General features: G+C 37.4%; 17 protein-coding genes. 11 read left to right on the top strand and 6 right to left on the bottom strand.

All coding sequences use genetic code 11. From position 1 onward, the window contains the following. The first annotated feature begins 15 nt into the window (after positions 1–15). Entirely contained in the window at positions 16–333 is a 318-nt protein-coding gene (locus tag CXF79_RS13935; RefSeq protein WP_011043268.1) for a heavy metal-binding domain-containing protein, read from the top strand. 189 nt (positions 334–522) lie between these two features. Here the strand turns inward: CXF79_RS13935 and CXF79_RS13930 are convergent, their stop codons facing one another. Then, positions 523–972: a hypothetical protein gene (locus CXF79_RS13930; RefSeq protein ID WP_011043269.1), complete on the bottom strand. Its 450-nt coding sequence runs from the start codon at positions 970–972 to the stop codon at positions 523–525. Between the two features lie 351 nt (positions 973–1,323). Here CXF79_RS13930 and CXF79_RS13925 point away from each other — a divergent pair, with 351 nt between their 5' ends. Beyond that, positions 1,324–2,349, top strand: coding sequence for a DUF1254 domain-containing protein (locus CXF79_RS13925; protein ID WP_101155648.1), 1,026 nt, complete (start codon positions 1,324–1,326; stop codon positions 2,347–2,349). A gap of 146 nt (positions 2,350–2,495) precedes the next feature. Here the strand turns inward: CXF79_RS13925 and CXF79_RS13920 are convergent, their stop codons facing one another. Then, entirely contained in the window at positions 2,496–3,269 is a 774-nt protein-coding gene (locus tag CXF79_RS13920; protein WP_101155646.1) for a sulfite exporter TauE/SafE family protein, read from the bottom strand. A 281-nt stretch (positions 3,270–3,550) separates the two neighbouring features. Here CXF79_RS13920 and CXF79_RS13915 point away from each other — a divergent pair, with 281 nt between their 5' ends. The 6 genes from CXF79_RS13915 (at position 3,551) to bluB (ending at position 6,735) form a co-directional block, all read left to right on the top strand. Then, complete coding sequence (locus CXF79_RS13915) at positions 3,551–3,832, top strand: putative quinol monooxygenase (RefSeq protein ID WP_101155644.1); 282 nt, start codon at positions 3,551–3,553, stop codon at positions 3,830–3,832. Positions 3,833–3,890: 58 nt separating this feature from the next. Then, the gene (locus CXF79_RS13910) at positions 3,891–4,097 is read left to right on the top strand and encodes a hypothetical protein (RefSeq protein ID WP_101155642.1); all 207 of its coding nucleotides are present in this window, start codon (positions 3,891–3,893) and stop codon (positions 4,095–4,097) included. Between the two features lie 143 nt (positions 4,098–4,240). Next, complete coding sequence (locus tag CXF79_RS13905) at positions 4,241–4,735, top strand: GNAT family N-acetyltransferase (RefSeq protein ID WP_101155640.1); 495 nt, start codon at positions 4,241–4,243, stop codon at positions 4,733–4,735. 100 nt (positions 4,736–4,835) lie between these two features. After that, entirely contained in the window at positions 4,836–5,201 is a 366-nt protein-coding gene (locus tag CXF79_RS13900; protein WP_011043275.1) for a cupin domain-containing protein, read from the top strand. Positions 5,202–5,599: 398 nt separating this feature from the next. Next, the gene (locus tag CXF79_RS13890; protein ID WP_101155634.1) at positions 5,600–6,040 is read left to right on the top strand and encodes an energy transducer TonB; all 441 of its coding nucleotides are present in this window, start codon (positions 5,600–5,602) and stop codon (positions 6,038–6,040) included. A gap of 44 nt (positions 6,041–6,084) precedes the next feature. Next, entirely contained in the window at positions 6,085–6,735 is a 651-nt protein-coding gene (bluB, locus tag CXF79_RS13885; protein WP_101155632.1) for a 5,6-dimethylbenzimidazole synthase, read from the top strand. 12 nt (positions 6,736–6,747) lie between these two features. On the opposite strand, the gene folE is transcribed toward bluB, so the two are convergent. The 4 genes from folE to CXF79_RS13865 form a co-directional block, all read right to left on the bottom strand. Next, positions 6,748–7,293, bottom strand: coding sequence for a GTP cyclohydrolase I FolE (folE, locus tag CXF79_RS13880; RefSeq protein WP_101155630.1), 546 nt, complete (start codon positions 7,291–7,293; stop codon positions 6,748–6,750). Between the two features lie 192 nt (positions 7,294–7,485). After that, the gene (locus tag CXF79_RS13875) at positions 7,486–8,223 is read right to left on the bottom strand and encodes a substrate-binding periplasmic protein (RefSeq protein ID WP_101155628.1); all 738 of its coding nucleotides are present in this window, start codon (positions 8,221–8,223) and stop codon (positions 7,486–7,488) included. Between the two features lie 128 nt (positions 8,224–8,351). Continuing rightward, on the bottom strand, positions 8,352–8,831 hold the full coding sequence (locus CXF79_RS13870) for a serine dehydratase beta chain (RefSeq protein ID WP_101155626.1): 480 nt from the start codon (positions 8,829–8,831) through the stop codon (positions 8,352–8,354). Positions 8,832–8,982: 151 nt separating this feature from the next. Beyond that, positions 8,983–10,059 carry a porin gene (locus tag CXF79_RS13865; protein ID WP_101155624.1) on the bottom strand — a complete coding sequence of 359 codons (1,077 nt, stop codon included), beginning with the start codon at positions 10,057–10,059 and terminating at the stop codon, positions 8,983–8,985. 284 nt (positions 10,060–10,343) lie between these two features. Between CXF79_RS13865 and CXF79_RS13860 the strand changes: the two genes are divergently transcribed. From CXF79_RS13860 to CXF79_RS13850, 3 genes are read left to right on the top strand one after another with little or no spacing between them, the layout of a single operon-like run. Then, entirely contained in the window at positions 10,344–11,072 is a 729-nt protein-coding gene (locus CXF79_RS13860) for a response regulator transcription factor (RefSeq protein WP_101155622.1), read from the top strand. After that, positions 11,069–11,866 carry a substrate-binding periplasmic protein gene (locus tag CXF79_RS13855; protein ID WP_101155620.1) on the top strand — a complete coding sequence of 266 codons (798 nt, stop codon included), beginning with the start codon at positions 11,069–11,071 and terminating at the stop codon, positions 11,864–11,866. The genes CXF79_RS13860 and CXF79_RS13855 overlap by 4 nt, the downstream gene beginning before the upstream one ends. Further along, the gene (locus CXF79_RS13850; RefSeq protein WP_101155618.1) at positions 11,863–14,217 is read left to right on the top strand and encodes an ATP-binding protein; all 2,355 of its coding nucleotides are present in this window, start codon (positions 11,863–11,865) and stop codon (positions 14,215–14,217) included. Before CXF79_RS13855 ends, CXF79_RS13850 begins: the two co-directional genes overlap by 4 nt. Positions 14,218–14,291 lie beyond the last annotated feature (74 nt).

The raw sequence follows: 14,291 nt of genomic DNA, 5'->3' as shown, positions 1-14,291 counted from the left end.
TTTCAAGGAGCTTGTATGATTTATTCAACGACTGAGTCAATCCCAGGAAAAGAAATAGAAGAAATTGTCGGTGTCGTCACTGGTAATGTAGTTCAAGCGAAGCATATTGGACGGGACATAATGGCAGGCCTAAAAAGTATTGTCGGCGGTGAAATACGTGGTTATACAGAGATGCTAACTGATGCGAGAGACATCGCCATTCAACGTCTAGTTGCGAATGCAGAAGAAAAGGGAGCGGATGCGGTTGTAGGTATTCGTTTTACAACAAGTGCAATAATGGATGGCTCATCTGAAATTATGGTTTTTGGAACAGCGGTTAAATTAAAAAAATAACCAGTAAATAAAGAAGAAAAGAAGACACGAAATGTTGAATCTTTAATCTATAGTTAAAGTTGAGAAAGAGCTTTAATGTGCGCTAAACGGAAGCTAGAAGTTGCAATATGAATCTTCTGCTTAGCGCTGTTAAATTTTAAAACAAAATATTGTTTTTCTATAAATTTGTTATGGCAAAGCTCAACATTATTATTTAAAAATTATTTTTCTCAATCGGTATTCACCGGTTAACTCTCTAACTTCAGGGTATTTTGCTGAGGTTTCCTGAGAGATCTTTTGATTTTCTTCTCCCCATATTTTCATGAACTTATCATACTTAGCTTTATTAGGATCTAGATCTTTAGAGCTTTCAAAAGTGACGGTTAAAACCAAATTAAAATCTCCACTTTGTGGTAATTCACTCGCCCATATATTCCAGTCTTTTATGTGCCCTAAATCCTTCTGAATTTTTACTGCTTTTATCCAGCTCTTTGTTAATCCAGCCAAATAAACATCTTCCATGTTGGGATCTACTTTAACTGTAGTGACAGAAAGGACTTCTTTACTTAAGTCATAATCTTTAAACATTTCTAATCGGTCCTGAGCAACAACATTTAGACTGACTAATAGCATTAATAAAATAATGTTAACTATTTTCATTGTGATTTCTCCGAAGGTTAGTTTCTTTAATACACAACTTAAATCGCATTAAACCCATGGAGTATAGGTTATTAAATCTGCTTTTTCCGTTCAATAAAAGCACATTCGTATTCACGCCGACTCTTTTAACTGCTGGATTGTTCAATTAATTACATGCAGTATCGATCTATAAAAATGGAGTAATGAGTAAATCTATATCACTAGATGGAACGTATTGGTACTCAGTAATATGTATGGTACGCATATTAATTATGAAATTAAGTCATTGGAGCGGGATTCATTGATCAGCTATTATGCTTACAATGAATTAGCACACAACACTTAACATACTCAGTTAAAAGGATATTAAGAATGAACGTTAAAAAATCAATTGTCGCATTATCAGTAATTAGCCTGCTTTCAGCTTGTGCTCAAAACCAACCTGTAGAAATGAATGTAGATGAAAATGTTAACAGTAATAAAATAAAAATTACTGAAGGCAATTATGCTAAAGCTGAAACGGCTAGAAACTACAATAATTGGCTGAAATTTGGTGCTAATAATCATATTGCACACATGAAACAGTTACCGCCACGAGGCAAAGCTGCACCAACGGTACAAATGAATGACGATACTCTGTATTCAGTAGTTATCACTGAGGCAGTTGATGGCAAAGTAAAATTCTCTATTCCAAAAAGTGATGTGTATATTGCGGTTCAAGTAGTTACCGAAGGTGGTCATGGCCAATACTACGTCGTGGGTGAAGGTGATTATAATGTGTCGATTGAAACGAAGTACGCTTTCTTAATCTATCGAACAGGCACTGAAAAAGGTTTAGATGCAGCACGTAGTGCACAGCAGTTGATCAAAGATGATTCCTTCAAATTTGGTACTTATCAGTTGCCTAATTACGACTTTGAAGAAGTTGAAGAGTGGACTGCACGTTTAACTAAAGAAACCAGTGGTTCAGCTTTTGAATATACCTTTCCACGTACTTCAAAAGATATCACAGACCTTCATCAGTGGAATTTAGAGAATGCAAATGGTTGGGGAGGCTCATCACCCGAAGTGAATGTAGCTAACAAATATACTAACTCGGTAATATTAAATAGTGGGGAATGTCTATCTACCACTTTTGAAAACCCAGAATCCAAGTATTTTACCTCAATTACCGCTTATGACAGCAGTCGTTACTTAATTGAAGGTGTAAAAAATGTTAGTTCTCATACGTGGGAAGAAAACAAAGATGGTACGGTAACTGTTTCATTTAACTGTAGCGACAATGCGGTAAATAATATCGACACCAAAGGCACAGACTTCACCTTTACTATGCGTTATTACGGACTTAGCCAGAAAGTGATGGATGGTAAAATATCACCCGAAAAGACAGTGAAATAGCTCCGTCATTATTTAATAAATTAAATCGAGTCTGCTTTTGATAAAGAAGCAGGCTTTTTTATTCGTTCTTAAACAGTAAGCTTGCTGGTAACAGTGCTCTTTAGTTCTTAATTACTGGCTATATCCACTGAACTACAACCTGAGAGTTAGCCTACATAAATATCAAAAAAGAAATAAAGTGTGGTAGCAACACTCGCCACAATAACAAATCGTCTAACCTGTTTTTGAGGGAGTTGGCGAGATACATTCGCCGCAACATAGCCTCCTGCTAAGGTGCCACATAACACAATAGAGCCTTCATACCAGGCAATGACATCATTATAAATAAACAGTGCGATGGCAATCAGTGACACTGTCGATGAGATTAATAACTTTAACCCATTCATGGTATTGATATTAGTATGACCAGCTAATGCTAAATAGCTGAGCGTAATAATGCCTAGTCCAGCGTTGAAGAAACCGCCATATGCCGACACACCTAAGAGTATAATTAACAGTAAAATCCCACCTACGGATGAGGCATAACGGTGATTGGACGCCATTTTTTTTAATCGAGTATTAATTTGTCCACCAAAGACAAACAGTAGGGTAGCAAATAAAAGTAACCAAGGAATGGCTTCACGAAATACTGCTTCAGGCGTTTTCAGTAACAACCATGCACCAGTAATACCGCCAATTAAGCTGATTATTATGATTTGGGACAGTTCATCTTTATGAGTAGAAATTTCTTTTCGAAAAGCATAAGTACCACTCATATAACCCGCGCACGACGCAAAAGTATTGGTCGCACTTGCTAGAATAGGGGGAATGCCGACAAACATAAGTGCGGGGAATGTAATGAAACTTCCGCCGCCTGCAATTGAGTTAATAACGCCGCCCAAAATACCTGCGAAGAAGAGAAAAATCAGTTCAAACAACATCTTTAGTAACAAACCTTTGAGTATATCTATTGGCTAAACGATAACACATTTGCATGGAGTCCAATAGCCACATGTAGACGCTATAACGCTGTAAAATCTAGAGAGCGTTATTCGTTAATGAAACATAATCGTTAGATTAAACTATATATAAAAAATAGTGATTACACTGTTTATAATGCGCTGATTTTGTGTGATATTAACGATAATTAGATGTTTTTTTTGTTTCAGTATAACTGAGGCATGACCATAATAAGTTGTTATACATTCAGGAGAGCAGTGCAATGTCTAAAATTATTTTACAAGGTCACATCGTTGTTCCTGATGTTGACTTAGCTAAAGTGCAAGAAGCGCTTATCACGCATGAAATGTTGACAAGGCAAGAGTCTGGTTGCTTAATTTTTGACGTAACTCAAGATAGTATCAATAGTAATAAGTTTAATGTTTATGAGGAGTTTACTGACCAGCAAGCATTTGATAGGCATCAATTGAGAGTGAAAAACTCGAACTGGGGTAAAGTTACCGTAAATCTGCAAAGACATTATCAAATTAGTCACTGTGTATAAACGCGTTATCAGTCTCTTATTTAGCCGTTATGAACCTTTCAAGGGTTGGAGTTGAACAATGGATTTAGCATACTGGATAGATTTTATTGTTGTCTTTGCACTGGGCGTTATGCTTGTTCAAATATCTCACGGTAAATTTTTAGATACCGCAAAATTTAATCTCAATTTGAGTCCTAGTTTCTTGAAGATAATTCGTTACATGGGGTTATTTATTATTGTTTACAGTGGCTATGGTGTAATTATTGATTATGCTGTAACTCATTAAACAATGAGTTAGTCTTATAACAAGCTAACTTACAAGAAAAATAAGCCATTTGACTTTATACTCTTCATTTATTGTTGTTAAACTTCCAGCCCATTTTTAGGGAATTATGTTTTCCTTTAGCCTTTGCAGATTGAATAAACACGATGATAACTCTTAGAGAATTCAAAGAAGAAGATACAGCACTACTTACACATATTTTGAATGAACCAGAAGTCGTTAAATACTTATCATCAAAAATACCAAAACCCTATACTCTACAAGATGCACAATGGTGGATTTCGACTGGAAGTAAATGTGGGATTGTTAAAGCAATAGAGTGTAATGGTACTTTGATTGGGTGTATTGGAGCAGATAGAGGGGAGTTTGAATATCAACGCTCTGCTGAAATAGGCTATTGGATTGCAAAAGATTACTGGAGACAGGGTATTGCCACTCAGGCTATTTGCGAATTAATACCACTGATATTTATAACTACAGACATTGTGAGACTTTTTGCATCTGTCTTTTCAGAAAACACGGCTTCCATGCGCGTTTTAGATAAATGTGGTTTAAAATTAGAGGCTATACACAAGAAAGCAATATATAAAGACGGTAAATTCTATGATAATCATTTGTTTAGTATATTGAAAACAGAATAATAAATTAAAAAAATGACTTGCCGTTTGTTCTGTTTAGAGAAAAAGATATTCAATTATTACGTAGCCCAGTAACTGGGCGCTATATATTAAGCAGGGTTCAATGAATAAAATCAATATTAGTGAAAAGTTTGGCCTGTTCAACGAAGTATGGACTCCAAAGGTTATCGCTGAATCAAATGGTCAATTAGTTAAAATAGCCAAAGGTAGTGGCGAACTTGTCTGGCATAAACATGATAATGAAGATGAACTTTTTATTGTGTTTAGAGGGCAACTTACTTTGCAATTGAGAAGTGAGAATATTGTACTTAACGCCGGTGAAATGTATGTCGTTCCTAAAGGTGTTGAACATTGCCCTAAAGCACAGCCAGATACGCACTTTATGATGGTTGAACCTTCATCTACTGCTCATACGGGCGAACATCATAGTGAAGTAACCGTATCGTCAGAAAAGCAAGAATGGATTTAGCCTATAACAGGGTAACTTTTAGTGCTAATTACTCTCATTAGACTCGAAATATTTAGGAAAAATTAATGCAAATATTAATAGGTGTAGTTCTAGTCGCAGTTAGCGTACTGCTATTTTATATAGATATTCCATTGTTAGGCGCGATCTCACTTTTTATTGGATTCGGTGTCTTACGTGGATATAGAAAGGGTAAAAGATTTTATTTAATCGGTGGACGTTCAAGTGACAGTGACTGCTGTGGTTAAAACATAATAAGTAAATACGCTTTTTCATCTGAACAAGGTAAACAAATCGTTGAATGTTTGGATCATCAAGCGCATTGCGAATACGGAAGCAATAAAAGATAGTGCGAAAGCCTAACAAGGCGTTATGTAAATTGATTAAACAAGGAAGTTTATATGAAGAGATTAGTGACGTTAATTGTTTTCGCTCTTATGATCGTATCCATCAGTAGCTCAGCAAAGAAGTTTTACGCTGATGTACAGGTTACCGATATAAATCCAACGAGTAAATTTACGTGGGAGCGTGAAAATAAAAATACTCCCAAATATCCAATAGAACTTGCTCGATCAGGGATAAGAGGCTGCGCAATCCTATCATTTGATATTTCAGACTCGGGTAAAACTGAAAATGTAGAAATTATTAATTCAATACCTAACAAGAGTATTGGTAAATATTCGCGTAGAATGCTGAAAAAATGGAAATGGCTTCCTGTTTCTTCAGAGGATAGTTTTACTGTGGAAAAAAGAACGCTAAGACTTGATTTTTGTATGGGGGGAGAGTCAACTGAACGATCCCAAAAAGACTGTATACAACAAACAAAATTAGCCTGTAGCTAATAATTCACACAACAAGGCGATTAAACGGTTTGTTAAAGGCGAATATGAATATTACTGATGTAGAAAGAGATGCGTTATATAAGGTGATTCACTCACGTAGAGATGTGCGAAAGGACTTTATCCCTAAAGCTATTCCTGATGAAGTATTAGAACGTATCCTTAAGGCCGGACACCATGCTCCTAGTGTTGGTTTTATGCAGCCTTGGGACTTTATATTGGTTACTGAAGAACAAACAAAAAATGCACTAAAAAAAGGTTATGAATCAGCCAGCGTTGAATCAGCTCAGAAATTTTCAGATGAAAAAAGAGCAGAATATCAAAGTTTCAAATTGGAAGGTATCTTAGAAGCACCATTAGGAATATGTGTTACCTGTGATCGAGAACGAAATGGTCCTGTTGTCATAGGACGAACAATAAAACCTGAAATGGATCTCTATAGCACAGTGTGTGCGATTCAAAATATTTGGCTAGCGGCAAGGGCTGAAAATATAGGCTTGGGCTGGGTGAGTATCATACATGATGATGTATTGAGAGAAACATTAGGTATACCTGACAACATCGAGATAATTGCCTATTTATGTTTAGGGTATGTTTCAAACTTTAAAGATAAACCAGAGTTAGAAACGTTTGGTTGGTTACCCAGAGAAAACATTAGCCAACTTATCCATAAAGAAAAATGGTCTAAAAAGGCATAATGCTCCTAACAGTTACTTAACTAACGACAACATCTCTTGTCTTGCAGAGGGATTTTCTCTCATTTCCCCTAACATTACTGATGTTGTCATTGATGAGTTTTGTTTTTCTACACCACGCATCATCATGCATAAATGTTGCGCTTCAATAATGACACCTACACCAATAGAACCGGTTATCTCTTGTATAGATAATGCGATTTCTCTGGCTAGGTTTTCTTGAATTTGTAATCTCCTCGCATACATATCAACGATTCGAGCAAATTTTGATAGTCCTAAAACTTTACCGCTAGGAAAATATGCGATATGACATTTACCAATAAATGGCAGCATATGGTGTTCGCACATCGAGTATAATTCGATATTTTTGACTACAACCATTTCATCTGCTTCAGACTCAAATAATGCTCCATTTACCACATCATTAATGTTTTGTTGATAACCTTGCGTTAAAAACTCCATCGCTTTTGCAGCACGTTTAGGGGTATCAATTAGGCCATCTCTGTTAATGTCTTCACCAATGGTTGCAATGATTTCTCGATAATTATTTTCTATGCTCACTTAGTATTCCTAGTGCTAATTAATTGTTATATATACCCGTTATCAAGCGCTTCATCGATGGCTTTAAAATAACTTTATACTGCGTTAAATAATCAAAGCATAGAATGACTATGCTTAAATTATTTTCCTTGCCTAAAGTCATTTTAATTCCCTCTGAAATATTACACTTTGAATGGTAACGGGTATAAATCTTTACATTAGTCCGTTTGTTTTCAATATTGAATCGTAAACACCATTATTTTTTATTTTCTCTAATCCTTTATTGAAATCAGCAATAATTCTTTTGCTTTTTGGATTTTTTAAACCACTGGTAATATGTAATGTATTACTCGATAGTGGAGTAGTTGAAAATGAAATTTTATCTTTAAGCTCAGGTGCTTCATTTTTTATGAACGCACGCGCTACTATTTCATCTTCTAACGTGAGATCTATACGATTGTGCGTTAATTTCTTAAGGTTATTAATAAGATTACTGGTTGCAATTTTCTTAAAATTAACTGCATTCTTAAATTCATCATCGTACCCATAATCACGAATGATCCCGATGTTTTTTCTATTCAAACTGTCTAAACCATCGAATTCAAATGAATCATCAGCGCGTTTAATAAATTTTATATTATTGACGAGATAATCATCGCTATAATTTAAGAAGGTACTACGTTCTTTTGTCCACCAAGTGCCAACGAGAATATCAACTCTTCCTTCTTTGACCGATTTAATAGATCTTGCCCATGGTACGAATGTCATTTCTACTTCATGGCCTTGTTCTTTAAAAGCAGCCCGTACTATCTGTAATGCAATGCCCTGGCCTGGAAGGTCAGGGGAGATAAATGGTGCCCAAGTATCATTGATTGCCGTTATTTTTTCAGCATAAGTCATTCCTGAAGAAATAAGTAAAAGTGTAAAAACTGTCGCTAGTAAACGTTTCATATTTTAATCTCTGTTGTTATAACGCAATATGTTGGTGTAATTCGGACAGCTAGGTCTATGAGGTTTTTGTGTTTATAGACTCTTTTGGGGTTTCATTAAAAGCTTGGAATTGACATCGTGTAAGGTGATTAACGATTCCATTTTCTTTTATTAACAATAAAACCACCGCCAACCGAATAGTAAATTTGGCTAAGTAATAATTCTTCACCGTTATAAGCTCTAAGCTCCATCGCATTAGCATGGTCAGGTAACGTTTGTGGACCATGAAAGGTAACGGCATTTTGGCGTGGAAAGCTACTGTCGTGCACGCCGAGTAATGATAAACGCTGAGTGGTTTCAACCTGTAGTAGGAATGCATCAATAATATCCGGATCAATGGTTTCCGGTTCGAACCCGGCTAATCCTAAAAGCACAGCTTTACAGCTACCATGACTGATATCAGTTTGTGCCAGAGAACCAAATAATTCAGTTTTTACATGACTGACACGCTCTAGCACCTTTTTTTGTTGAAGTAATTTGCTAAAACGAAAAGCAGCGCGCATCGGGCCAACAGTGTGAGAGCTGGATGGATCAATTCCTATACTAACCATGTCAAAAGCACTTATCATAAAATTCTCTTGTCGCCTTGATTGAAGTCGGAACTGTGAATAGGAACCGTAAGTTTAAATGACGCGGCACTTGGTTTAATTGAGTGCCGCGCTAATATTAAAGTGATGATTTATAGTTCAAAAAGATTGATTCTACGCATCATCATTTTGATTAAAACTTAACATCGAAGTTGTAACGCATACCAACGGTTAGCTGGTCGCTATCGCTAACGGCTAGGTTAACGTCGTCATTGTCATATTCGTTATGCTGGTATTCAATAAATAAGCGGAAATCTTTGCTGCCTTGCCATTCAAGCGTTGTATTAAAGCGTGCAACATCTTTTGAATTGACTTCAGCTTGCTCATCATCAAATTGTGATGCGCCAAACAATAACTTATATTCGCTATTGATTGCATAGGTCGCTACGACATCTATTGTCGTAATATCGCCATCAACTACATCGCGTGAAAAACCACCATAAGCGGCAGCAAAATACCAATCACCAATACTTTTAGACGCTGTTACAGCAATGCTATTTTCATCAGCACCTGTAAAGTCTCTGGTTAGATAAGCAAAACCAAGCGTATAATCACTGCCTGTATAAATTGCACCAGCATTGAACAGTTCGCTGCCATCTACATCATCGTTTTCACCAGAGAATTGTGCTTCACCTCGTAATTGCAAGTTACCAAAAGATTTACGATAAGAAACTAATTCCTGCTTACGGAATACACCGACATCATCATAAGCTAAGGGTGTATTAGTACGGTTAAATATATCAACCACTCCCATTACTGCATAACTAGTAGTATCTTGTTTACCAATAGCGACTCGTCCAAAGTCACCTTTTATACCAACATAAGCTTTGCGGGCGTCACCAAAGTGAGCATCGCCTTGGATTTGGACTTTAAATTCACCTCTGGTAAAGCCAATCATGCCATTACTCAATTTATGCTCAGCAGTAAAGCCTATACGTGACAGTGCGTCGCCTACATCCCAGCTATCGTTGTCATCGGTACTAGTTACACCAAAAGTAGGGCGCAACGTGCCATAGAAACTCATTTCTGTATTTGACTCTTGCTCTGCTGTGACTACTTTGCCTTGTTCTAGCTGCGCTAAGCGTGTTTTAATTTCATTAAACTGGCGTTGTAATTCAGCTTCAGTCGCATCTTCTGCAGCTTGTGCGGCGAAGATAGGTAACGCTAACGCTAAAGGAAGTAATACTGACTTTAATCTTGTGTGTTTCATGCTATACCCTTGTACTTATTGTGGAATTGTTATAATTATTCAAGAAGGTGAGGGCTGACCAAATGGGAATTTAATCGCCAACCTTCTTGTTTGGCTTGGTGGTTTATACACCAGCGAACAAAACACTAACGGTACGATGTAAACCCACGATAAATAACATGTGCAAAGTTGTAAACAAGGTATGCCAAGGCATTTACAAGCCACTTTTGTGACTTGACGGGATGAAATTTATCGATAGACTGAGCTAAAATAATAATAAGAAGAATAATTAGGGGACACTAATAATGCTATCTGACACTAAAATTTTAATAGTTGATGATGATGAACTGACTCGTCAGGTTTTAAGTAGTTACTTTGAAAATGAAGGTTATGACGTTTCATGTGCAACGACTGCTGAAGAGGCCGAAGAGTTATTGGTCCTTGGCACAGTAGATCTCATTTTGCTCGATATCCGAATGCCTGGTAAAGATGGCCTGACTTTAACCAGAGAGTTACGGGTAAATAACGAAGTTGGCATTATTTTAGTCACGGGCAGTCAGGACGAAGTTGATCGTCTGATCGGACTCGAATGTGGCGCAGATGAATATGTGACCAAACCTTTTAATCCTCGTGAAATTTTGGCTAGGGCTAAGAATCTCATCCGCCGTGTCAGACTATGCCAACAAGTAAAATCTGCAGATAATGATGACTATATTTTAAAGGCATTTGATTGTTGGAAACTGAACCCTGTTAGACGTCAACTTATCGATGAAGAACAAACAACAGTGCAATTAACTGAAGGTGAATTTCAGTTATTAAAATGTCTGATGGACCATGTTGGCCAGATAATGACTCGAGACCAAATTCTCGATCAGATACGTAACCGAGAATGGGTACCAACGGATCGCACGGTTGATGTCTTAATCGGTCGTTTGCGTCGCAAGCTTGGTGATGATTCTACCAATCCACGCTTAATCTTGACTGTGCATGGCGCAGGTTATTTATTCACACCAAAACTTGTTGATGTCGTATGAAACCATCCTGGTTAGCTCATTGTTTTTTGATAATCATTGGTTTAATGATGGTGTTCCAATCAGCCAAAGGTCAAACAAGAGAGCTAATCGCATGTGGCCATCCTTATTATCCACCTGTCTCTTGGGTTCAACAGGAACAGTTAGTTGGTGTTGCACCCGCAGTAGTTAAACTGATTTTCGCCGAACTTGGCTACCAAGTTAGGCTTGATACCTTAGGTAATTGGAAACGTTGTTTGTCGGAAGTTAAAACAGGACATGCTGATATTGTGGTGGCGGCCTATAGGATAGCAAGTCGCGAGCCTGATTTTGACTTCAGTGAGCAACATATTGTTGACGATCCCATTGGTATTTATGTCAATCCGAACAATAGTAAAATTTATCATTCACTCAATGATTTAAAAGGAAAAACAGTGGGCTTGCTATTTGGTGATAGTTTCGGTGATAGTTTAGATAAATTTATTGAAGAGCATAATCAGGTAGAGTACGTTTCAGAGGGCCAACAGAATTTAAAAAAATTAGCTCAAGGCAGAATTGATTTCATACCATTAGGCATTGTTAGCGGTAAATTACAAACTCAAAAATTTGGCTATACCAAACAAATTATCGCTGCTCCATTTAAGTTAAAAACCGAGTACTATTATTTGGCGTTAGGCTCCCACAGTGAGCTCAGTCAGCACCTACCTTATATTAACCAACGCTTAAATGAGTTGCATCAAAGTGGTAAAATACAGCAGTTAGTTACTAAGTACAGTAAGACTTATCTTGAGTCATCAACTAAAGCGAATACCCCGTGAATTTTCCTAACATACTCGGCTTACGTCGTTTGATCCGTTACCCTAAAGATCACCCATTAAGTTATCGGATGATGGTTTATACCACCCTTTATAGCTTTGTCTTTATTATGCTGTCGACCGCGGTACAAATTACCTTAGATTACCGTCGAGAAATGCGTAATATCGATCAGCAGATCCAATTAATTAGTACTAGTTACATCGCCAGTTTGGCTCGTAGTATGTGGGATTTTGATCAGGCTCAGCTTGAACTACAACTTAAAGGTATTAAAGCGCTGCCAGATATTGCTAGCCTTGAACTTAAAGACCATACCAATAAAACACTTATGCGTTTGCCTGAGCAAGTTGTTGAGGGCAAGGTGATGAAATCAAGCTTTGAACTTAGCATTCCTAACAAGCGGATTGGCAATACTGATAGTAGAAATGAACAAAGTAATAGACGCCAATTAGGTACATTGATTATTGCCACCAACCTAGCCACCATACACGCTAGATTATGGCAAACTGGTTTTAATATTTTATTAAACCAAACACTTCTGGTTGTACTGATCATGTTAGTGATAATGATGATTTTACAAAGACTTATCACTAGACATCTCGAAAGTATGGCGGGTTACAGTAAAGCGATTGGTGACGGTGAACTTGAAGCTCCCCTAGCATTAAGTCGTCGACAACCTAATTCCCCTGATGAATTGAATCAATTAGTCAATGCGCTTAATGATATGCGACTGGCGATTCGTCATGATATAAATCGACGAGAAGAAGAGAAGCAAGCATTACGCTATAATCGCGATCAGTTGCAACAAATGGTAGAACGTCGAACCATGAGTTTGCAACAAGCGAAAGAAGTTGCCGAAGAAGCTAACAAAGCGAAATCACAGTTCTTAGCGACCATGAGTCATGAAATTCGTACGCCAATGAATGGTATGCTTGGCATGATTCAACTACTACAAAATAATGAGCTTACTGATCCCCAATCTCATCGTGTGAAGATTTTGCATGATTCAACAGAAGCCTTGCTTGAAACCTTTGACCATGTATTGCAATTCGCTCAACTGGAAGAGGGGGGTTATGTCTGTTCTGAATCTTTTTTCTCTTTGGATGAGTTACTACATAGTCTTATTAGTTTGATGCAACCTAAAGCAAATGAAAAACATTTGCAGTTGAAACTTGATACACCAGTCGCGGGTGATTGTTACCATGACGCGGCAGGTAGCTTACGCCAAATATTAACTAATTTATTGGCTAATGCGATCAAATTTACCGATCAAGGTGAAATATTGCTCCGCGTCTCACAACTTGAACAAAGTGAACATCAACATCGATTGCGTTTTTCAATACAAGATAGCGGCATTGGCATTGAACCGGCATTGCAGCAGCACATATTTGAACGCTTTACTCAGGCCGATGAGTCGATCACGCGTCGTTTTGGTGGGACAGGCTTAGGACTGTCGATTTGCCGTCAATTAAGTCAGGAAATGGGCGGACAGATTGGTGTAGAAAGTACCGTAGGCCAAGGTAGTACTTTTTGGGTTGAAGTAAAACTAAAAGTAGCTAAAGCGAGTGAATTTAAAGCTAAAGCAGTATTACCGGAACTGCCACCACTCAAAATTTTATTAGTAGAAGATGTCGAAATTAATCAACAGGTAGTACTGGGGTTGCTTGAAAAACACCAAGTGATATTGGCTGATAATGGTCATGATGCCATAGAAACGGCCAATCGAGAGACTTTTGATATCATTTTAATGGATATGCATTTACCAGGAATAAGCGGACTAGATATCAGTGCCAAAATTCGCGAAAACGATAAATGCTGCAATTATAAAACGCCGATAATCGCGTTAACTGCTAGCGTTCGGCCCGACGATATTCAAGACTATTTTAATGCTGGATTACAAGATGTTGTCGCTAAACCTGTGAAGCAACAGTTACTATTAGAGGCTATAGAGCGTGCACTCGACCCACAAAAACCCAAACTATCTAAAGCTATTCAGCAGATAGATACTACTAGCAATATGCCGTTACTTGATGTATCAATGATCGAAACCCATCTACAGATTTTAGGTCCGGCTAAATTAGCAAAACTCATGGAAAGCTTTTGTAAAACTCAACAGCAACTTTGGCCTGCATTGAAACAAAGCCTGGCGAGTGGCGATCATTATGAAGTAGAACATCAAGCCCATGCACTCGCAGGTGCTTGTGATATGCTCGGTTTTGTTAAAGCCAGTAATCTATTACGTCAACTCGAGCAGAACGCCAAAAAGGGTACCATTAAGCAAGTTTCACAACTGCTTTTACAACTCAATCCCATTATGGAGCAAAGTTTAGCTAAAGCTGAAACCTACTGCAGTTGAATCACATTAAAATAAGCTATCTCTTAAATTAACAATAGATAATCTAGGTTGGAATTGTGCTTATAACCTAGTTT

Source organism: Colwellia sp. Bg11-28 (assembly GCF_002836245.1).
GTDB classification, from domain to species: Bacteria; Pseudomonadota; Gammaproteobacteria; order Enterobacterales; family Alteromonadaceae; genus Colwellia; species Colwellia psychrerythraea_A.
The sequence above is the reverse complement of the archived record's forward strand: the minus strand, read 5'-3'. Positions and strand labels throughout refer to the sequence as shown.